The organism is Streptomyces triticagri (genome assembly GCF_003429565.1).
Taxonomy (GTDB): Bacteria; Actinomycetota; Actinomycetes; order Streptomycetales; family Streptomycetaceae; genus Streptomyces; species Streptomyces triticagri.
The window spans coordinates 47,462-66,519 of sequence record NZ_QUAK01000083.1; the positions used below are offsets into that span (position 1 = coordinate 47,462).

Consider the following 19,058-nt stretch of genomic DNA (forward strand, 5'->3'; position numbering starts at 1 on the left):
TCGAACTATGCGTGTCATGGCACAGATCGCGATGGTCATGAACCTCGACAAGTGCATCGGGTGCCACACCTGCTCGGTCACCTGCAAGCAGGCATGGACCAACCGCACCGGCATGGAGTACGTCTGGTTCAACAACGTGGAGACCCGCCCGGGGCAGGGCTATCCACGGCGTTACGAGGACCAGGAGCAGTGGAAGGGCGGCTGGACGCTCAACAAGCGCGGCGCTCTCAAGCTCAAGAACGGCGGCCGCCTCAAGAAGCTCGCCGGCATCTTCTCCAACCCGAAGCTGCCGGAGATCAAGGACTACTACGAGCCCTGGACGTACGAGTACAAGAACCTCACCGACGCACCGCTCGGTGACGACTATCCGGTGGCCGAGCCGCGCTCGCTGATCAGCGGCAAACCCATGAAGATCGAGTGGTCCTCGAACTGGGACGACAATCTGGGCGGCGCCACCGAGCACGGCGGCCAGGACCCGATGGTGGAGAAGACCCGCCAACAGGCCGCGGACAAGGTGAAGTTCGCCTTCGAGCAGACCTTCATGTTCTATCTGCCGCGGATCTGCGAGCACTGTCTGAACCCGTCGTGCGTGGCGTCCTGCCCGTCGGGGGCGATGTACAAGCGCAGCGAGGACGGCATCGTCCTGGTCGACCAGGACCAGTGCCGCGGCTGGCGGATGTGCGTCACCGGCTGCCCGTACAAGAAGGTGTACTTCAACCACCGCACCGGCAAGGCCGAGAAGTGCACGATGTGCTACCCGCGGGTCGAGGTGGGCCTGCCCACGGTGTGCTCGGAGACCTGCGTGGGCCGGCTCCGCTACCTCGGGGTGATCCTCTACGACGCGGACAAGGTCACCGCCGCGGCCTCCACCAAGGACGACAAGGCCCTGTACGAGGCCCAGTTGGGGGTGTTCCTCGATCCGGAGGACCCCGAGGTGCGGCGCGAGGCGGAGCGGGCGGGGATCGCGCACGACTGGATCGAGGCCGCCCGCCGCTCCCCCGTGCGCGCCCTGATCAGCACGTACAAGGTGGCGCTTCCGCTGCATCCGGAGTACCGGACGATGCCGATGGTCTGGTACATCCCGCCGCTGTCGCCGGTGGTGGACGCGCTCACCGAGACCGGCTTCGACGGCGAGGAGGCGGGCAATCTCTTCGGCGCGATCGACACCCTGCGCATCCCGCTGGAGTATCTGGCGGAGATCTTCACGGCGGGTGATGTCGCCCCCGTACGGGCCTCGTTGACGAAGCTCGCCGCGATGCGCTCGCACATGCGGGCGGTGAATCTCGGCGAGCAGCCCGATCCGTCGATCGCAGAGTCGGTCGGGATGGACGCGCGCACGATCGAGGAGATGTACCGGCTGCTCGCGATCGCCAAGTACGAGGACCGCTATGTGATCCCGACGGCGGCGGTCGGGGACGCGCAGCGCCTCGAGGAGTCCGCACTGCCGGACAGTTGCAGTCTCGACTACGAGGACGGGCCCGGCATGGGCGGCGAGGGTCCCTTCGGCCAGGACTCCGGGCGCAAGAACCTGCCCCTGGTGACGATCGAGAACTTCCACCGCCTGCGGGACAAGCAAACCGCCGACGAGGAACCGCGCGTCGAGGACATCAAGGAGGGCTCGTGAAAGGAGAGCTCGTGAACCGACACGCCGTGCTGTACCAGGCGGCAGCGCACTGCCTCGGCTACCCCGACGGCGCCTTCTGGTCCGGGCTCCCCCTGGTCCGCCAAGCGGCCCCGGAACTGGGGGAGTTCGTCGATTTCGCCGAGCAGTCCGGACCCGGCGAACTGGCCGCCCACTACGTCGGCGTCTTCGACTTCAAGAACCGGCACAGCCTGTATCTGAGCTGGTGGCGCGACGGTGACACCCGGCGCCGCGGCATGACCCTGGTGCAGTTCAAGGAGGTGTACCGGGAGCACGGCCTGGAGTTCACCGGCGAGGAGCTCCCGGACTTCCTGCCGGCGGTCCTCGAATTCACCGCGCAGGCCGGGCCGGTGCTCCTGGAGGAGTACCGGCCGGGCCTCGAACTACTGCGGCTCGCCCTCACCGACCACGGCACCCCGTACGCCGGCGTGCTCGACGCGGTGTGCGCCACCCTGCCAGGACCCACGCCGAAGGACCGCGCCGAGGCCCATGCGCTCGCCCGCGGCGGGCCGCCGCGCGAGGACGTCGGACTCGAACCCTTCGGCGCCGCACGCCTGTTGCCCGTACTGACCGGAGAGAACTCATGAGGACGCTGCTCTGGGGTGTGCTGCCGTACGTCGCGGTGGCCCTGCTCATCGCCGGCACGGTGTGGCGCTACCGCTACGACAAGTTCGGCTGGACGACCCGCTCCTCACAGGTGTACGAGTCGAAGCTCCTGAACATCGCATCGCCGATGTTCCACTACGGGATCCTCTTCGTGCTCGTCGGCCATCTGATGGGCCTGTTCATCCCGGAGTCGTGGACGGACGCGGTGCGGCTCAAGGAGCACGCGTACCACGTCATCTCCCTCTACGGCGGGACGGTGGCCGGGGTGCTCGCGGTGGCCGGCATCGTGATGCTGATCTACCGGCGGCGCACCAAGGCGCCGGTGTTCCGGGCGACCACGGCGAACGACAAGCTGATGTACGTGGTCCTCTTCGGATCGCTCGTGATGGGGATGTGGGCCAAGCTCACCAACTCGACGTTCGACCACGGCTACAACTACCGCGAATCCATTGCGCCTTGGGTGCGGAGCCTGTTCACACTGCAGCCGAAGACGGAGCTGATGGTGGGGGTGCCGCTGACGTATCAGATCCATGTGGTGATGGCGCTTGTGCTGTTCGCGCTGATCCCGTTCACGCGGCTCGTCCATATGTTCAGCGCGCCGGTGCAGTATCTGTTCCGGCCGTATGTCGTGTACCGCAGTCGCGACGAGTCGCAGTTGGGGCCGCGGCCGGAGCGGCGGGGGTGGGAGCGGACGGGGTCCTGACCGGAGGGGCTCGAGAGATGAGCCCCTCCGGCGACTGCGTCAGCTCAGCTTCGCACTCAGCGTGATGTCCGTGCCGGAAAGCGCCTGGCTGACCGGGCAGTTGGCCTTGGCACCCTGTGCCGCCTCCAGGAACCCGTCCTCGTCGAGACCCGGCACGTCCCCCTCCACACTCAGGTGGATCCCCGTGATGCCCGTACCGGGCTGAAACGTGACCTCCGCCTGGGTCACCAGCTTCGTCGGAGGCGTGCCCGCCTTCGTGAGCCCGGCGGACAGCGCCATCGAGAAGCAGCTGGAGTGCGCGGCGGCGATCAGCTCCTCGGGGCTGGTCTTGCCGTTCGCCTCCTCCGCGCGCGAGGGCCAGGAGACGGGGAACTGGCCGACCCCGGAGGAGTCGAACGCGACCTTCCCCTGGCCCTCCAGGAGGTTGCCGTTCCAGACGGTGTGCGCGCTGCGCGTGGTCGCCACGATGCATGCCTTTCGTTCGGGAGAGCTGCCGTACGCGGTCCATCCGACCACATCCGGCGTCAGGTCACATGGAACACCGGCCCCCGTGCGGTGAACGGCAGCCGTCCGCCACGCGGCAGCAGGTACGCGTGCTCCCGCCGGACCCGCAGGGTGTCGCAGTCGCCGTCGGTGATCACCAGGATGGGGGCGCCCGGCGGGAAGTCGTCGGCCCGGTGCAGCAGATCGATCCCCGGCTGCAGCACCGTGCCGCCGCGGCCGCGCACCCGCACCCGGTCGGCGATGCCGGTCACCGGCAGATAGCCCGCGTCGTGCGGGGCCGCGTCGCAGAACACCACCCGCGCCGCGGGGACGTCCCGGGCCGTGGCGTACGAGGCGATGGCGCCGAGGCCCTTGCCGAGCAGAGTGCGGTTCATCGAGGCGGAGGTGTCGAGGACGACGCCGAAGGTGCAGCGCTGGATCTCCTCGGGCGGGAAGTACCGGCCGGCCCGCGGGATGTCGGGGGTGGCGGCCTGCCGCCGTGCGGGCCTGGCGTATGTGCGCACCGGCTGCGGGCTCGGCACGAACTCGTCGAACCAGCGGGCCAGTCGGGCGTCCCAGGGCAGCGGTGGCTGGGTCAGTGCCTGGATCTCCTGCACCAGGCCGGCGGGCAGCGTCCCGCGCTCGCCCTGCCGGTGCAGGTCGAAGCCCTGGGTGAGCCCGCGGCGGTAGAAGGTGTCGAGGTCGACGTACTCCCCCGCCTCGCGCAGCGGAGCGCCGAGGATGTCGCCGGTGCCCTTGCCGCGCAGGGTGGCGAGGCGGCGCATCCGGCGCAGATCGCCGGCGATCCGGTCGTAGACCTCCTCGGCGGACAGGCCCGCGAGCGCCGGGTCGTACAGCAGACCGGCCGGCATGTCGCCGACCTGCATCTCGACCAGCCAGCCGTTGATGACGTAGTCCGCCGCCACGTTGTACAGGTACGGGTCGCGGGCGCCGCAGCGGTCGCCGTGCCGCAGGGCGGCGTGCAGCATCTCGTGGGCGAGCACGAAGCGCCATTCCTCGGCGCTCAGGTTCGCGTGCGGATTGACGTAGATCTCGCCGGCTCCGGCGTCCACGGCGGCGACGGCGATGTCGTGCGCACGGGCCAGTTCGGCGTCGGCGACCAGCTTCATGCCGGAGGCGATGCCGCCGAGCAGCGGGTACGACGAGACGAACCAGTTGAGCGCCTGGCCCCAGGGGTGGCGCGGCGCGGCCTCCGCGCCGACCGACTCGCGCAGCCCGCCCGCGACGTCCATGGCCTCGGACATGGTGCGGGTCAGGGAGTGCGCGAAGGCCAGCTGCCAGTCCGGCGGCGGGTCCAACGAGCCCCAGGTGAGCAGGAGTTGGTCGCCGTCCCGGTCTCCCGTACCGCAGTCCTGGTAGTCGGGCGGAATGCCGTCGCGCCGCCAGCGGGCCGCGAGTTCCTCCTCCTCGCCGCCGGGGTAGTCGGCGGGCAGGTCGTCCGGCGGGCTGCCCACCGGGAAGGTGAGCAGGAAGCGGTTGACCACGGCGCAGCGCGCGGCGAGATCGAAGCGGTCGGGCTGTACGCGTACGCCTCGGGCGGCCGGTACGTGGCCGAAGCCGAGGTGGATCACACAGTGCGCCAACGCCCAGGCCCACTCGGACGGTTCGACGCGACGGGTGCGGTGGACGTGCACGGTGCCGTCGGAGTCCACGCGCGCGAGGCCGTGCGCCGGGGCCAGCTTGCAGTCCTTGTCCCGGCAGAAGTGGGCGCCGACGGCGGCGAGCGCCGGATTGCGGCGCAGCTTCGCGAGCCCCTCCAGAAATGCCTCGGCCGCCGGGTCGGGGCGCTGCGCCGCCCGGCGGCCACGGGTCCGGCTCACCGGCGCGCCTCCACCAGGCGCGGCAGGTCGCGGGCGGCCTCCACCAGGAACCAGGCGGGCAGCACCGGCTGGCCGTCGGCGTCGTCGGCGATGACGGTCTGGGCGACCTCCACGGAGATCTCGGCGAGCTGCACGAGCAGCGACTTGGCGCGGAACGCGGTCTGCCGTCCGGCGGTGGAGACCTGCTCCTTGGAGGCGGGCAGATCCTTGATCAGTCGGCCGCGGAACGCGTCGGCCAGGTAGTAGAGCAGGTCCCGGTCCTCCAGGCGCCGCGGCCAGGAGGCGTCGCCCTTGATGATGGCCTCGATGCCGTACGCATGCCGCACGATCTTGGCGTACCCGCAGAACGAGACCGCGTGCGCGGGCGTCAGCGTGCCGTGCGCGACGATCTTCAGGGTCTCCTCGTCGAGGGCCGGTCCGAAGGAGTGCAGGGCGTCGGACAGCATGTGCCAGGACCGGGGTGTGGAGAACGGCTCCTCGGTGCGCGGCGGCTTGGACCACAGGTGGTCGGGCCGGTCGGTGAGGTAGTCGGTGATCCAGGGGTGGATGCCGTTGTTCGCGGCCCAGGTCAGCCAGTCGCTCGGGGAGGCCTCGAGGTGGATGTGGGTGAGGCGGTTGACCAGGGCGGAGGCGATGGGGCGGGCCAGGGCGTTGTCGGTGGCGCGGTTGCCTGCGCCGATGACCAGGGAGCCCTCCGGGAGTTCGTAGCCGCCGATCCTGCGGTCGAGGATCAGCGAGTAGAAGGCCTTCTGGACGTCGGGCGTCGCCGCGTTCAACTCGTCGAGGAAGAGGCAGTACGGCTCGTCCCGGGCGATGGCCTCGGGCGGGCAGAACACGGAGCGGCCGTCCCGGATCTGCGGCACCCCGATCAGGTCCTCGGGCGCGAGCTGCGTACCGAGCAGGCTGACGCACTCGAGCCCCAGCGACTCCGCGAAGGCCCGCACCAGAGACGACTTCCCGATCCCGGGCGCCCCCCAGATGAACACGGGCCGCACGGTCGCAAGACCGAGCAACAACTCGGGCACCCGCGACGGGGTCACGGACACGGCAGCCTGCAAGGTGGGGCCCTCCTCGAAAATTCGGAGTGCCCAGTCTGCGCGCTACGGGGCGGACGCCGCAGCCCAATTTCCGTGCGCCGCGCGCACACCCACCGAACCCGGCAGATTCAGCCCGTCTGGGGGTCGCACCCGGACGGAGTCTGGGGGAGTTTGGGGACATCCTGCACCCCGTCCGGGGGCACCCCGGGACAATCCTCCGCACTCCCCGCAGGGAGCAGCCACCGCCGCAGCACCCCGTGCACCTGCTCCGCCCCCACCAACTCGCCGCCCCCGGCGACCGGTTCGGAGAACGCCGCCGGTGACAGAAGAAACGCCCGAGACTGCTCGCCCCCGAGCCCCCCGTGGGACCCGATCTGCTCCTCGAAGGCCAACACCTCCCCGTCCTCGGGGTCGTACGCCGAGTTGACCATGATGTCCGCGACATGCGGAAACCCGTCCGTCCGCAGCACCGCCGCGGCTGCCCCCGGCCCGAACGGCGCCAACGGCCCCGGCGCCGCGGCCGGATCCCCGGCGAACTCGGCGAGCCGCACCTCCGCGCCGCTCGCCCCGAGCACCACGGGCCCGTGCTCCTCGCTGCGTACCAGCAGAAAGCCGATGCCCGGATGGTTCGCCAGCGTGGTCAGCAGCGCGGGGTTGCGACGGTCGATCTCCTCCCGGGTCATCCGGTGCGGCACACCCGGGAAGGAGACGAGACCGAGATTGCCGGAGGCCAACACGATCGGTTCGGCCCGGCGGCTGAGCCCCCGCTCCTCGCCGCCCTCCTCGACCGGCCGGTGCAACGCCGCGAGCACCGCGGACCGCGCCTCGGCACCGCTGTGCGTGCGCGTCGCCCGCCGCGGCACCGGCAGCCCGCACCCGGCCCGCACCAGGTCACCGAGCCCGAGCCCGTACCGCGCACGGAACGTCTCGCCAGGGCTCTGCCCGTGGTCGGAGAGCAGCACGATCCGGTAGTCCCGCGGCGCGTGCTCGGCGACCCGGGTGATCAGCGCGAGCGAGCGGTCGAGGCGCCGCAGCACCAGCTCCGCGTCGCGACTGCGCGGCCCCGAGTGGTGGGCCACCTCGTCGTAGGCGACGAGATCGGCGTAGACGGCGCTGCGGCCGGCCAGCATGTCCCCGATCACCGCGGCCACCACGACGTCCCGCTCGACGACCGTCGCGAAGGCCCGGATGAACGGATAGAGACCGCCGCGGCCGACCCGGGGCCGGTCCTTGCGCAGCCGTGCCCGTACGGACTGGCCGATCTCCCGGCCGACTTCGGCGACGAACGACAGGGCGGTCCGTACGGCGTTGGCCGGATCGGAGAAGTACGCGAAGTACCCGGCCCGGGAGCGGTTCGCCCGGCCGCGCCGCGCGGCGATCGACAGGACGAGCGCCAACTGGTCCGCTCCCCCGCTGAAGAGGTTGCCGCGGCTGGCGCCGTCGACGGTCAGCAGTCCGCCGTGGCCGGTGCGGGCCACGGCACGCCGCTGCAGTTCGGCGGCGCTCGCCGGCCGGTTGCAGACCATCACCACCCCGGTGTCCTTCTCGTACCAGCGGAAGGCGGGGATGTCGTGGTTGGTGCCGTGCAGGATGGCCAGTTGGCTGGCGCCGGTCTGGCTGGACCAGTCGGTGCGCCAGGGGGTCAGCCGGTGCCCGGACTCGATGAGGCCGGCGACGGTCGGCATCAGACCGCTGTCCGCGGCGTGCCGCAGCACGTCGTGGCCGACGCCGTCCAACTGCAGGAAGAGGGTTCCGGGCGGCTGTGTGCCCGCAGGCGGGGCGAGCCGTCCGCGGCGGTCGGCGAGACGGTAGATCCGGCGGCGGTACGCATCGTCGTCGCGCACCGCGAGCGCGGTGGAGGTGGCGGAGGCGACCGCCGACATCACGGCGGCCACCACGACCGCGGTCTCGGGATTGGCCTCGCCCCGGCCGTCCGGGATCAGACGCAGGGCCACCAGAAGCAGTGAGCCGTTGAGGAAGAAGACCAGCAGGCCGAGTACGAGCGCCGGTACGAGCAGCAGGGCCCGCACCAGGATCGGCCAGACCAGCGCCCCGAGGAGGCCGAAGGCGCCGGCGCCGAGCGCCGCCGTGATGCCGATCCGGGTGGCGGTGTCGCCGTCGGCGGACTGCAGCCGGAAGTCGGGCAGGATGCCCGCGAGCGCGAGCATGGTCACCGTGCTGACCGCCCAGACGGCGACGACGCGCCACAGGGCCTTGCCGATCGCCCGCCACTGCCGCCGGACCACTGTCACCTCACGTTCCGGGCACCGCCTTCGAGCCCTCGGCCCAGCGTGTCATACGAGGCGGGACGGACCGCGCGGGGCAGCTCACACCGGCTGGTATGCGCAGCAATCGGCCGGATTCGGACGGCTCGACGCCGGCCCGGCGAAGGCAGTGGCCCGGCGAAGGCACCGGCCCGGCGATCAGCCGGCCCTGCTCAGGTCCCGTCGTATCCCGCCGTCGGCATGGACAGCCGGCGGTGCAGCCGGGCCTTGGCCGTCGCGTCGTATCCGGGCTCGTCCAGGCCGGTCGTCTCCAGGCGCAGTCCGCGCCGGGCGCATTCGGCGGCGAAGGCGTCCGCGGAGTCCAGGGCGCACTCGAGCACCCGGCGGCTGGGTGCCACGAACAGATCGACCCGGCCCGCCTCGGCGTCCTCCCACAGACTGCAGTGGTCGAAGCGCAGCCCGTGGGTCAGCAGCTCCGCGGTGATCACATAGCCGCGCTTCTCCGCCCAGCGGGCGCACTGGGCGTGCTGGGCACGGGAGTCCACCAGGAACGGCTCCTCGTCCAGCCGCTCCAGCGGCGTCAGGCTGGCGATGGCCGCCACCCGGACCTTGGCCATGCGCTCGTGTCCCCTCGTCCTGCGGCCCGACCGTCGGGGAGGCCGCCCCTGGGGCGTGCCGGTCCCTCAGCGGCAGACCCTACTCCGCCCGTAGTCTCGTAGGGAGAGAGCGATGGGAGGCCGTGGGTGCCGGTGGAGATCACATGGTGGGGCCATGCCAGCTGCACGGTCGAGGACTCGGGCACCCGGCTGCTCACCGATCCGCTGTTCGTCCGGCGTCTCGCGCATCTGCGCCGGCGCCGCGGCGCCGTACCCCCGCCCGAGGCGGCCGTCGCGGACGCGGCCCTGGTCTCCCATCTGCACGCCGACCATCTGCATCCCGCCTCCATGGCCCGGCTCGCCCCGGGCACCACGGTCCTGGTCCCGCGCGGCGCTCCCGCTCAGGTACCGGGCCTGCGCCGGCTCACCGGGCTGCGGCTCGTCGAGGTCGAGCCGGGCGACGAGGTGCCGGTCGGCAACGTGCGGATACGCGTCGTGCACGCCCAGCACGACGGCCGGCGGCTGCCCGTGGGTCCGCGCCGGACGCCCGCGCTCGGATATGTGGTGTGCGGTGAGGCCCGTACGTACTTCGCGGGCGACACCGGACTCTTCGACTCCATGGCGGAGGCGGTGGGCGAGGTGGACGTGGCGCTCCTTCCGGTCGGCGGCTGGGGCCCGCACCTCGGCCACGGGCATCTCGACGCCGGCCGGGCCGCCGAGGCGCTCGCCCGGATCGGTCCGCGCAGCGCCGTGCCGGTGCACTTCGGCACGTACTGGCCGATCGGCCTGGACGCGGTGCGGCCGCACGAGTTCCACGCGCCGGGCGAGGAGTTCGTACGGCAGGCGGCGCTGCGGACGCCGGAGGTGGCGGTGCATCTGCTCGGGCACGGCGAGAGCGTCCGTCCGGAGGTCACCCAGTGATGATCCCCACGGTGACGGTGCTGCCGCCGGAGTCGACGCAGCAGGCCGTCGGCTATCCGTCGCTGTTTCTGCTCGTCGTGATCGGCGCGCTGGTGCCGGTGGTGCCGACGGGCGCGGTGGTCAGTTCCGCGGCCGTGGTGGCCATGCATCAGACGTCGCCGTTCGGGCTGCTCGTGGTGTTCCTGGTCGCGTCCTTCGCCGCCTTCCTCGGCGATACGGGCCTGTACTGGCTCGGGAAGCGCGGCCTGCGGTCGCGGAACGGCTCCAAGTGGCTGCAGGCGTTGCGCGACCGCGCGCCGGCGGACCGTCTCGACCAGGCGCAGCACAAGCTGCGCGAGCACGGGGTGACGGTCCTGGTGCTCTCCAGGCTCGTGCCGGCGGGCCGTATCCCGGTGATGCTGGCCTGTCTGCTCGCCGAGTGGCCGCTGCGGCGCTTCTTGCGTGGGAACATCCCGGCCTGTCTGGCCTGGGCCGCGACGTATCAGCTGATCGGGATCCTGGGCGGCTCGCTGTTCGCCGAGCCCTGGGAGGGCTTGCTCGCGGCGGTGGTGCTCACCGTCCTGATCAGTGTGGCCCCGACGCTGTGGCGCAAGATCCGCGCCCGGACGCCGGACCGGGCCTAGCTAGACGGCGTCTCCCCGATCTTCGAGGACGCGTGAGGCTCCGATGGGGAGGTCCCAGAGGTCGTCGCGTGGGCGGCCCGACCGCAGCCAGGCGGCCCGTACCCGCCGCAGCGGATCGAGCACCGGCTCCGCGGACAGCAGGAAGGTGCCCCAGTGCATCGGCGCCATCCGGCGGGCGCCGAGATCGTCCACCGCCCGGACCGCCTCCTCCGGATCGCAGTGCACATCGCGCAGCCACCACCGCGGGTCGTAGGCACCGATCGGCATGAGGGCGAGATCGATCCCCGGGTGGCGACGGCCGATCTCGGCCATCCAGTGTCCGTAGCCGGTGTCTCCGGCGAAGTACACCTTGCGCCGTCCGTCGGCCAGCAGCCAGCCGCCCCACAGGCTGCGGCAGGTGTCGGTGAGGCTGCGCTTGGACCAGTGGTGGGCGGGGACGAACTCGACCCGTACGCCCTGCAGTTCGGCCGCCTCCCACCAGTCGAGCTCGGTGACGCAGCTGAATCGCCGGCGGCGGAACCAGCGTCCGAGACCGGCGGGGACGAAGAGCGGGGTCGAGCGCGGCAGGCGTTTGAGGGTCGGGGCGTCCAGGTGGTCGTAGTGGTTGTGGCTGATGACCACCGCATCGACGGGCGGGAGTGCGTGCCAGGCGACCCCGGGCGGGGTGACGCGCGGCGGGGTGCCGAGGATGCGCCGTGACCAGACCGGGTCGGTGAGCACGGTGAGTCCGCCGATCCGCAGCACCCAGCTCGCGTGGCCGACCCAGGTGGCGGCGACGGTGCGGAGGGCTGCGGCGGGCAGCGGGCCCGGTTCGAAGGGCAGCTGGGGGATGTCGGTCTCGGCTCCCGGCCCGGGGCGTACGGTGCCCTCCCGGGCGAAGCGGGCCAGACCTCGGATGCCGGGCAGCGGCGCCGTGAGGCGGTCGGCGAAGCTCCGGGGCCAGGCTCGGCGGACGCCGAGCGGGATGGGGCGGGCAGGGGTGTCAGGAGTGTCCGGTGGCGCACTGAGGGGTGCGGCGGGTCCGGTCGGTGTCGGGTGGCCTTTCGTGGTGGCCGGTCCCGTCTTCGCCGCCGGTGCCGTCTTTGCCGCCGGTCCGGTCGCCGCCGCGGAGGGTGGGTGGGATCGCTGGGTCATCGGGGGCGCTCCCCTCGTGTGCGGTCGGACCTGAGGTCACCGAGTACGGTGCCGAGCGTGGCCAATGCCCGCTCCACGTGCGGCAGTTCGAGCGGCGCGGAGGCGCCGAGTGCGGCCAGGCGCTGCTCTCCGTCCACGCCCAGGAACGGTCCGGTGGACAACCGCACCCGCAGTGCGCCGAGTTCGTCGCCGAAGCGGTGACCGCCCGGTGCCGGCATGCCGAGGCGTTCCGTGAGGTGGTCCTCGAGCTCCATCGCGTCCGTGACCCCGCGGGCGGCGAGCGCGACGCCCAACGGCCCCAGATCCACGTACAGATGACGCCCCGCCTGCGGAGGCCTCGACAGGGCACCTGCCTCGAGTACGACTCCGTGCACGGCGTCCGCGACACGGGCGTGCAGGCCGACCGCCGCGGTGAGGCGCTCCACCACGGCGGCGGGCTCGCCGAGCGCGTGGGCTGCCGCGGCGGCGACGGGAGCGGCCACGAACGCGCCGAGTGCGGTGAGTACGTCGAGAGTTCGGGCGCGCAGTGCCGCGCCGTCCGCGGTGGCGGGGAAGCGGGCGATGCCGGCCGGCCAGTCGGCGGGCAGCTGGCCGCCGGAGAGCCCGGTGATCACGGTGACCTCGCTCGGTCGCATGTCGGCCGGGCTGACCAGCACGGTGTCGCGCGGCCGGTGCAGGGTGTCGCGCCAGGTCTCGTCCGACACCAGGTGCAGCCCTTCGCCGAGCGCGGCCTCGACCGTCTCGTGCAGTACCTCGGGCGGTGGCACGGTGGCCGTCGGATCGTCGGCGACGGACAGCACCACGAGGCGCGGATCGCCGCCCTCCGAGCGCACTCGGCGCACGGTCTCCAGGAGGGCGTACGGGTCGGGAACTCCCCCGCACTCGGCGGGAGTCGGAACGGCGTACGGCTGACGGCCCAGGAGGCGGACCTGCGGCGCCCACCAGGCCGGGCACGGGCGCGGCAGCAGTACATCGCCGCCGATCGCTGCCGCGAGGGCGAGCAGGAGGGGTTGGGCCCCGGGGGCGGCGGCGACCGAGTCGTGGTCCGTGGGCAGGCCGCGACGCGCCCAGTAGCCGCAGGCGGCGTCCCGCAACGGGCGGCCTCCGCCCGGGGGTTCGGTGTCGCTGCGGCCTGCGGCGGCCGCGAGTACGGCGGCGATCTCCGGCAGTACGGGGAGCCCCGGCTCGGGTCCGGGGGGCGCGAATCGCACGGGTCCGTGCCCCGTGGCCGCGTCGCCCCACCGTCCCATCCGATCCTCCGTGTCCGCGGTCATCTTCCCTCAACGGCTCCGGACTGCGGCGGCCCTTCCCCTTCACCGATCCAGCCCGTCCGGCAGCAATTCAGCCTTTACCCGGCACCGATCCTGCCCGTCCGGCACCACTTCAGGCTTTACCCGGCACCGATCCTGCCCGTCCGGCTCCATTTCAGCCCGTCCGGCGTTTGAGGACATCTTTCAGCCTGTCCGGCGTTTGAGGACGAGGCCGCCAGGCCGATGCCTGGAACGCGACCCGCCACCGGCCGGTGGGTGGTACCTCAACAGCCCCGGCGCTGGCGCGCCTTGTCCTCAAACGCCGGACGGGCTGAGTTGGCGCTGGCGCGCCTTGTCCTCAGACGCCGGACGGGCTGAAGGCGCTGACGTGGCGCCGCCGCGCCGGGGTGACCCGACCCCGCTCAATGGCGGGCTCCGCCCCGCCTCCGGCGGAGAACCACACACGTCGCCCCGATCGCACACGCGACAAGCGCACCGCCGATGATCACCGTCGTACCGGAGTCCGTGAAGCTCCCACCCACACCCCCGCGCACAGCGGGCTGCGTCGCAGTCGGGGACGCCGTCCCCGTCGCACCCCCACCGGCAACGGTGAACCGCGCATTCCACTGCCCCCCGCCGGGGCAGTTGCCGTCGACGCTCCAGGTGGACCGCGGCCCCACCGCGTTCGGCCCACTGCCGGTGAACTTGTCCGCGGCGGCGATCTTCGCCGTACCCCGGTAAGCCGGCCCCGCGACACCGGAGTTGGCCCCCGGCACCCGCGTGAGCTGGACGGAGCCGAGCTCGAAGGCCTGCGAGTCGGCCGTGATGGTGTCCGGCGCCGGGCTGGTCGGCGCGTCGCAGGACACGGAGATGGTGACCGTGCCGCCGGGCGGCACGGTGCCGGGCGTGACCTCGGCGGTGTCCGCGAGGGCCGCGGGCGCGGTGGCCAGCAGCGCCGCGGAGGCGAGTGCGGTGGTGGCGAGTGCGCGGGCGATGCGCATGGACGGGCTCCTTCGGTGGCGTGCGGGCGCAGAAATCCGCGCCACGCAGCCATCAGAACCCGGCATTTCGTCCCGCGCGCGGGACAGGGCACCATTCGCGGTACGCCCGCCGCCGCTCGGGTGAGCCCCGACGCCACGGCCCCGGCCCCGGTCCGGGTCCCGGTCCCGGTCCCGGTCAGACCCTCCGCCCGAGCAGCGCAAGCAGTTTCGTCTGCACGTCCGCTCCGGCCGGCGGCTCCACGGCCGGACCGAAGACTCCGCTCTTGGCGAGGTCCGCGGCGTACGGCGTGACCTCGCGCACCGCGTACGCGACCAGATCGTCCGGAAGCCGCTCGTCCGCCCCGATGCCGCGCGACAGGTCCCAGCTGTGCACCACCAGGTCGGTCACCATCTGGGCGCAGTAGTGGGCGCAGGGCGTATCGCCGAAGGAGAGATGCACCGTACGGTCGAGGGCGCCCGGCTCGCGGAACACTTCCCGCGCCCCCTCCGCGGCGGTGTCGAAGGCGGTCGCCGGATCCGCGCCGACCACGTCACCGTCGAAGGCGTCCCCCACTTCGGCCATGGTGGCACCGTCCCGGACCAGGGACGGCACCCACAGCTGTTCCGCCGTGAGGTGGTTGACGAGATCACGGACCGACCACTCGGTGCAGGGCGTGGGAAGGTCCCACTGGTCCTCGCCGACCCGGTGCACCCGGTCGGCGAAGAGGTCGAGCGCCGCGGCATGCCGGTCGAGGAGCTGGGTGCGGGCCATGCCGGTCACTCCCCCCGCGCCCGTGCGCCGTCACGGGTCCGCCCGCCCGCCACCGGCCGGCGCGGATAGCGGCGCAGATACTCGCCCTCCAGCTGCGCCGTCCGTACGTCATGGGCGCGCAGCGCGTCGTCCGAACCGTGCAGCAGGGTGTCGTGGCGGGTGCGGTGGATCGTCTCGAGCTCCTTGAGGAGTTCCTTGTCGTCCAGACTCTTCGGATCGACTCCGCTCATGACGTGCCCTTCCCATGTCGTCCGTTCCTGTCCCGCTGGTACCCGGGAGCGGCCGCGCGTACCCGGGGAGACCAAGACGTGCGAAGGCCCGCGCCGGGCACTGCGGACACCTCAAGCGTGGCCCGTCGCCCACCGGGCCGCACCTCGCGCGGTGTGCGAGGATCCGGCCCATGGCACAGCTGACTGAGCTACTCCCCACCGAGGCGATACGCCTGGACGTACGGGCCGGGGACTGGCGCGAGGCGGTCCGCGCCGCGGGCGGCCTGATGGAGGACACCGGCGCCTGCACCCCCGAGTACACCGCGGAGATGATCCGCAACGTCGAGGAGAACGGCCCGTACATCGTGGTGGCCCCGGGCTTCGCCTTCGCCCACGCCCGGCCGTCGCCCGCGGTGCTGCGCACCGGGATGTCCTGGGTCCGCCTGGCCGAACCGGTCGAGTTCGGGCACGAGTCGAACGACCCGGTCGATCTCGTGGTCGCCCTCGCCGCGCAGGACTCCGAGGCCCATACCTCGGCGATGGGCGCGCTCGCCCGGCTGCTCGCCGACCCCGCCAAGTCCGAGGCGCTGCGCACCGCGGCAACCCCCGAGGCGGTACGGGCCGTACTCCTGCAGCAGGAGGGCGCCTCCGCGGCCGAACCTCAGGATTCCGCTCCCGCCGCCCCCGCGGCGAGGGCGCCCGCCGCGTCCGCGCACGGCATGCACAAGATCCTGACCGTCTGCGGCAACGGCGTCGGCACCAGCCTCTTTCTGAAGAACACCCTCGAGCAGGTCCTGGACCGCTGGGGCTGGTCGAAGTACGTGACGGTGGAGGCGACGGACACCATCTCGGCCAAGGGCAAGGCGTCCGAGGCGGTCGCGATCCTGACGTCCCGGGAGATCGCCCGCACCCTCGGTGACGTGGGCGTCCCGGTCAAGGTCGTACAGGACTTCACCAGTACGACCGAGACGGACGCGGTGCTCAGGGACACCTACGACGTGTAGGACGGCCCGCAGCACATCCGGGGACGCGCAGGACAGGCCGGAGAGACGGGCCGGCGAGACGGGTCGGCGAGACGGTTGGAGAGGCGATGAACTGGCTGGTGACCTTCGCGAAGTTTCTCGTGAACGAGATCCTGAGCGAACCGGCGTACCTGATCGGACTGATCACCGCGGTGGGCCTGATCGCCCTGCGCAAGAGCACCGGTCAGGTCATCGGCGGTGCGATCAAGGCGACGCTCGGCTTCCTGCTGATCGGCGCGGGTGCGGGACTCGTCGTGGCCTCGCTCGCGCCGCTGGGCGAGATGATCCAGGGCGCCACCGGCGCCCACGGCGTGATCCCCACCAACGAGGCGATCGTGGGCATCGCCCAGGCCGAGTACGGCTCGCGGGTGGCCTGGCTGATGATCGTGGGCTTCGCGGTCAGCCTGCTGCTCGCCCGCTTCACACCGCTGCGCTATGTGTTTCTGACCGGCCATCACATGCTGTTCATGGCCACGCTGTTGACGATGGTGCTCGCCACGGCGGGGCAGTCCTCGGTGCTCGTGGTCCTGGTGGGCGGCGTACTGCTCGGCATCATGCTGGTGTCCATGCCGGCCTTCGCACACCCCTGGACGAAGCGTGTCACCGGCAACAACACGGTGGCCATCGGCCACTTCGGCACCGCCGGCTACATCACGGCAGGCGCGGCAGGGCAGTTGGTCGGCAAGCGCAGCAAGTCGACCGAGGACATGAACCTGCCGGAGGGTCTGCGCTTCCTGCGCGACTCGATGGTCGCGACCGCGCTGTCGATGCTGCTCATCTATCTGATCATGGCCGTGCTCTTCGTCGTCAAGGTCGGCGAGGAGGAGGCCTTCAAGGCCTTCGCGGCCGACGGCGGCACGGCGGCCACGGACCTCGGCAACTACCTGATGCAGTCGGTGATGCAGGGCCTGCAGTTCGGTATCGCGGTCGCGGTGATCCTCTTCGGTGTCCGTACGATCCTGGGCGAGCTGGTGCCCGCGTTCCAAGGCATCGCACGCAAGGTGGTGCCCGGTGCGGTGCCGTCCCTGGACGCCCCGATCGTCTTCCCGTACGCGCAGAACGCGGTGCTCATCGGCTTCATCTGCAGCTTCGTCGGCGGACTGATCAGCCTCGGCCTGCTGACCTGGATCTTCGAGCCTGCCTTCGGGCTCGCCCTGGTGCTGCCCGGCCTGGTGCCGCACTTCTTCACCGGCGGCGCGGCCGGGGTCTACGGCAATGCGACGGGTGGCCGCCGGGGTGCGGCGGTCGGTGCGTTCCTCAACGGTGTGCTCATCACGTTCCTGCCGGCTCTGCTCCTGAAGGTGCTCGGGGCGTTCGGCGACGAGAACACCACGTTCGGCGACGCGGACTTCGGCTGGTTCGGCATCCTGGTCGGCAATGCGGCCAAGGCCGGCGAGGTGGGCGCGGTGCTGCTGATGTTGCTCGTCGGTGTGGTCGTACTGACCGGTGCGATCGTGATGCAGAAGCGGGTCGTCGACACCGGCTGGGATCCGGGTGCGCGCCGCGACGCCCTGCTGCCCCGGGAGGAGCCGGCGGACGCGGAGCCGGTGGAGGACGCCGCGGGGCCGCGCACGTACCGGAAGCTCGCGCCGCCCGCGGGCGCGCCCGCGCCTCCCCCGCCGCCGGATCAGGACTGAGCCCGCCCCGTACGAGCGTACGGTCGTACGCCCAGGGCAGTAGGCTCGGGCGCGTGACCGACTACTTCGCCGGAGACCCCCGCACACAGCGCGAACGCATGCTCGCCGGAGATCTCTACATCGCCGCCGACGACCCGGACATCCTCCGGGAGGTGCAGCGCGCAGTGCGCCTGACCAACGACTATCTCGCCGCGTACGCCGAGGACGCGGACGCCGCCCGCCCCATCCTCGAGGAACTGCTCGGCGGGCTCGGCGAGGGGGCCTACGTCAAGCCGCCGCTGTACGTCGACTTCGGCAGCTACATCACCGTGGGGGCGGGGACGTTCGTCAACTCCTCGCTCACCGCGCTCGACGTCGCACCGATCCGCATCGGGCGCGACTGCCAGATCGGACCGAACGTCCAACTCCTCACGCCCACCCACCCGTTGGACCCTCAGCAGCGCCGGGACAAGCTGGAGGCCGCGCTGCCGATCACGATCGGCGACAATGTCTGGCTGGGAGGCGGCGCGATCGTGCTTCCTGGTGTGACGATCGGCGACGACAGTGTCATCGGTGCCGGGTCCGTGGTCACCAAGGACATCCCGGCGGGCGTGGTGGCCGTGGGCAATCCCGCACGCGTGATCCGATCCCTCGGGGCCGCCTCGGTGGCTCGGTGACGGCGGACGGGACGGCAGCGGCAGACCTGGAGGGCGAGTGGCAACCGGACGTGTGGACCCCGACCGGCGGGAGCGGATCATCGAGGCGGCGCTCGATCTGATCGCCGACGAGGGCGTGGCGGGGACGTCGCACCGCAAGGTCGCCGCGCGTGCGGGAGTGCCGCTCGGCTCGATGACGTACCACTTCCAGAGCATGGACGAGCTGCTGCGGGAGGCGTTCTCGCGCTTCGCGGGCACGATCGCCGCGCGCTTCGACGAGCGGCTCGGTGCGGCGCGGTCCCGCGCCGAGGCGCGGGAGGCGGTGGCGGATCTGATCCATCCGCCGACCGCAGAGAGCCGTCGTGAGCTGGTGCTCACCCACGAGTTGTACACGCTGGCCGCGCGGCGGCCCGAGTTCCGGGAGCTGACCCAGGCGTGGATGGCGCGCAGTCGGCGGGCGCTCGAGCTGCACTTCGACGCGGCTACCGCGCGTCAGCTCGACGGGCTCATCGAGGGCCTGCAGATCCACCGGGCGCTCGATCCCGCGCCGCATGACCGCTCCTTGTCCTTGGACGCGATCGAGCGACTCACGACGGCAGGGCCGTCCGGCGTTTGAGGGCATCTTTTGACCGGCGGTCAAGCGCATGGCTTCCAGGGCGCTGCCCCGGACCCCTCCCCCGAGCTCTCGGTTCCGCTCGAGCAGGGGGGACCCCCATCTCAAGCGCCGGAGGGGCTGAATTAA

19 protein-coding genes are annotated in these 19,058 nt (G+C 71.9%); 9 read left to right on the forward strand and 10 right to left on the reverse strand.

What is annotated here, in order from left to right; translation table 11 throughout:
- Window positions 1–7: 7 nt before the first annotated feature.
- The 3 genes from narH to narI are packed head-to-tail and all read left to right on the forward strand — an operon-like array spanning window position 8 to window position 2,951.
- A complete protein-coding gene (gene narH, locus DY218_RS15415) occupies window positions 8–1,624 on the forward strand; it encodes a nitrate reductase subunit beta (RefSeq protein ID WP_128556595.1) in 1,617 nt (538 codons plus the stop codon).
- Window positions 1,625–1,635: 11 nt separating this feature from the next.
- Window positions 1,636–2,229, forward strand: coding sequence for a nitrate reductase molybdenum cofactor assembly chaperone (narJ, locus tag DY218_RS15420; RefSeq protein ID WP_128556596.1), 594 nt, complete (start codon window positions 1,636–1,638; stop codon window positions 2,227–2,229).
- Window positions 2,226–2,951: a respiratory nitrate reductase subunit gamma gene (gene narI / locus DY218_RS15425; protein WP_128556597.1), complete on the forward strand. Its 726-nt coding sequence runs from the start codon at window positions 2,226–2,228 to the stop codon at window positions 2,949–2,951. Before narJ ends, narI begins: the two co-directional genes overlap by 4 nt.
- A 39-nt stretch (window positions 2,952–2,990) precedes the next feature.
- On the opposite strand, the gene DY218_RS15430 is transcribed toward narI, so the two are convergent.
- From DY218_RS15430 to DY218_RS15450, 5 genes are all read right to left on the reverse strand, one after another.
- The gene (locus DY218_RS15430; protein WP_128556598.1) at window positions 2,991–3,416 is read right to left on the reverse strand and encodes an OsmC family protein; all 426 of its coding nucleotides are present in this window, start codon (window positions 3,414–3,416) and stop codon (window positions 2,991–2,993) included.
- A 59-nt stretch (window positions 3,417–3,475) separates the two neighbouring features.
- Entirely contained in the window at window positions 3,476–5,275 is a 1,800-nt protein-coding gene (locus tag DY218_RS15435) for a vWA domain-containing protein (RefSeq protein WP_128556599.1), read from the reverse strand.
- On the reverse strand, window positions 5,272–6,333 hold the full coding sequence (locus DY218_RS15440) for an ATP-binding protein (protein ID WP_128556600.1): 1,062 nt from the start codon (window positions 6,331–6,333) through the stop codon (window positions 5,272–5,274). The genes DY218_RS15435 and DY218_RS15440 overlap by 4 nt, the downstream gene beginning before the upstream one ends.
- A gap of 107 nt (window positions 6,334–6,440) precedes the next feature.
- The gene (locus DY218_RS15445) at window positions 6,441–8,558 is read right to left on the reverse strand and encodes a phage holin family protein (protein WP_128556636.1); all 2,118 of its coding nucleotides are present in this window, start codon (window positions 8,556–8,558) and stop codon (window positions 6,441–6,443) included.
- Between the two features lie 191 nt (window positions 8,559–8,749).
- Window positions 8,750–9,154: a hypothetical protein gene (locus DY218_RS15450; protein ID WP_128556601.1), complete on the reverse strand. Its 405-nt coding sequence runs from the start codon at window positions 9,152–9,154 to the stop codon at window positions 8,750–8,752.
- Window positions 9,155–9,280: 126 nt separating this feature from the next.
- Between DY218_RS15450 and DY218_RS15455 the strand changes: the two genes are divergently transcribed.
- Both DY218_RS15455 and DY218_RS15460 read left to right on the forward strand, forming a co-directional pair.
- Window positions 9,281–10,054 carry an MBL fold metallo-hydrolase gene (locus DY218_RS15455; RefSeq protein WP_128556602.1) on the forward strand — a complete coding sequence of 258 codons (774 nt, stop codon included), beginning with the start codon at window positions 9,281–9,283 and terminating at the stop codon, window positions 10,052–10,054.
- Window positions 10,054–10,677 (forward strand): DedA family protein, encoded by a 624-nt coding sequence (locus DY218_RS15460; RefSeq protein WP_128556603.1) that lies wholly within the window; start codon window positions 10,054–10,056, stop codon window positions 10,675–10,677. The genes DY218_RS15455 and DY218_RS15460 overlap by 1 nt, the downstream gene beginning before the upstream one ends.
- Here DY218_RS15460 and DY218_RS15465 read toward each other — a convergent pair whose 3' ends face one another.
- The 5 genes from DY218_RS15465 to DY218_RS15485 form a co-directional block, all read right to left on the reverse strand.
- A complete protein-coding gene (locus DY218_RS15465; RefSeq protein ID WP_199566744.1) occupies window positions 10,678–11,811 on the reverse strand; it encodes an MBL fold metallo-hydrolase in 1,134 nt (377 codons plus the stop codon). It lies immediately after the preceding gene.
- Window positions 11,808–13,061 carry an aminotransferase class I/II-fold pyridoxal phosphate-dependent enzyme gene (locus DY218_RS15470; RefSeq protein WP_128556638.1) on the reverse strand — a complete coding sequence of 418 codons (1,254 nt, stop codon included), beginning with the start codon at window positions 13,059–13,061 and terminating at the stop codon, window positions 11,808–11,810. Before DY218_RS15470 ends, DY218_RS15465 begins: the two co-directional genes overlap by 4 nt.
- A gap of 422 nt (window positions 13,062–13,483) precedes the next feature.
- Window positions 13,484–14,062, reverse strand: coding sequence for a hypothetical protein (locus DY218_RS15475; RefSeq protein WP_128556604.1), 579 nt, complete (start codon window positions 14,060–14,062; stop codon window positions 13,484–13,486).
- Between the two features lie 175 nt (window positions 14,063–14,237).
- The gene (locus DY218_RS15480) at window positions 14,238–14,813 is read right to left on the reverse strand and encodes a TIGR03086 family metal-binding protein (RefSeq protein ID WP_128556605.1); all 576 of its coding nucleotides are present in this window, start codon (window positions 14,811–14,813) and stop codon (window positions 14,238–14,240) included.
- Window positions 14,814–14,818: 5 nt separating this feature from the next.
- Entirely contained in the window at window positions 14,819–15,043 is a 225-nt protein-coding gene (locus DY218_RS15485; RefSeq protein ID WP_128556606.1) for a DUF6158 family protein, read from the reverse strand.
- 170 nt (window positions 15,044–15,213) lie between these two features.
- Between DY218_RS15485 and DY218_RS15490 the strand changes: the two genes are divergently transcribed.
- From DY218_RS15490 to DY218_RS15505, 4 genes are all read left to right on the forward strand, one after another.
- Entirely contained in the window at window positions 15,214–16,026 is an 813-nt protein-coding gene (locus DY218_RS15490) for a PTS sugar transporter subunit IIA (protein WP_128556607.1), read from the forward strand.
- 86 nt (window positions 16,027–16,112) lie between these two features.
- Window positions 16,113–17,681: a PTS ascorbate transporter subunit IIC gene (locus tag DY218_RS15495; protein ID WP_128556608.1), complete on the forward strand. Its 1,569-nt coding sequence runs from the start codon at window positions 16,113–16,115 to the stop codon at window positions 17,679–17,681.
- Between the two features lie 53 nt (window positions 17,682–17,734).
- A complete protein-coding gene (locus tag DY218_RS15500; RefSeq protein ID WP_233521614.1) occupies window positions 17,735–18,337 on the forward strand; it encodes a sugar O-acetyltransferase in 603 nt (200 codons plus the stop codon).
- Window positions 18,338–18,374: 37 nt separating this feature from the next.
- Complete coding sequence (locus DY218_RS15505; RefSeq protein ID WP_128556609.1) at window positions 18,375–18,932, forward strand: TetR/AcrR family transcriptional regulator; 558 nt, start codon at window positions 18,375–18,377, stop codon at window positions 18,930–18,932.
- The last annotated feature ends 126 nt before the right edge of the window (window positions 18,933–19,058 follow it).

Excerpts from the sequence above, each read along its gene's own strand:
- narH (WP_128556595.1), top strand. The coding sequence starts at position 8 with ATGCGTGTCATGGCACAGATCGCGATGGTCATGAACCTCGACAAGTGC.
- narI (WP_128556597.1), top strand. The coding sequence starts at position 2,226 with ATGAGGACGCTGCTCTGGGGTGTGCTGCCGTACGTCGCGGTGGCCCTG.
- DY218_RS15450 (WP_128556601.1), bottom strand. The coding sequence starts at position 9,154 with ATGGCCAAGGTCCGGGTGGCGGCCATCGCCAGCCTGACGCCGCTGGAG.
- DY218_RS15460 (WP_128556603.1), top strand. The coding sequence starts at position 10,054 with ATGATCCCCACGGTGACGGTGCTGCCGCCGGAGTCGACGCAGCAGGCC.
- DY218_RS15465 (WP_199566744.1), bottom strand. The coding sequence starts at position 11,811 with ATGACCCAGCGATCCCACCCACCCTCCGCGGCGGCGACCGGACCGGCG.
- DY218_RS15470 (WP_128556638.1), bottom strand. The coding sequence starts at position 13,061 with ATGGGACGGTGGGGCGACGCGGCCACGGGGCACGGACCCGTGCGATTC.
- DY218_RS15475 (WP_128556604.1), bottom strand. The coding sequence starts at position 14,062 with ATGCGCATCGCCCGCGCACTCGCCACCACCGCACTCGCCTCCGCGGCG.
- DY218_RS15480 (WP_128556605.1), bottom strand. The coding sequence starts at position 14,813 with ATGGCCCGCACCCAGCTCCTCGACCGGCATGCCGCGGCGCTCGACCTC.
- DY218_RS15485 (WP_128556606.1), bottom strand. The coding sequence starts at position 15,043 with ATGAGCGGAGTCGATCCGAAGAGTCTGGACGACAAGGAACTCCTCAAG.
- DY218_RS15490 (WP_128556607.1), top strand. The coding sequence starts at position 15,214 with ATGGCACAGCTGACTGAGCTACTCCCCACCGAGGCGATACGCCTGGAC.
- DY218_RS15495 (WP_128556608.1), top strand. The coding sequence starts at position 16,113 with ATGAACTGGCTGGTGACCTTCGCGAAGTTTCTCGTGAACGAGATCCTG.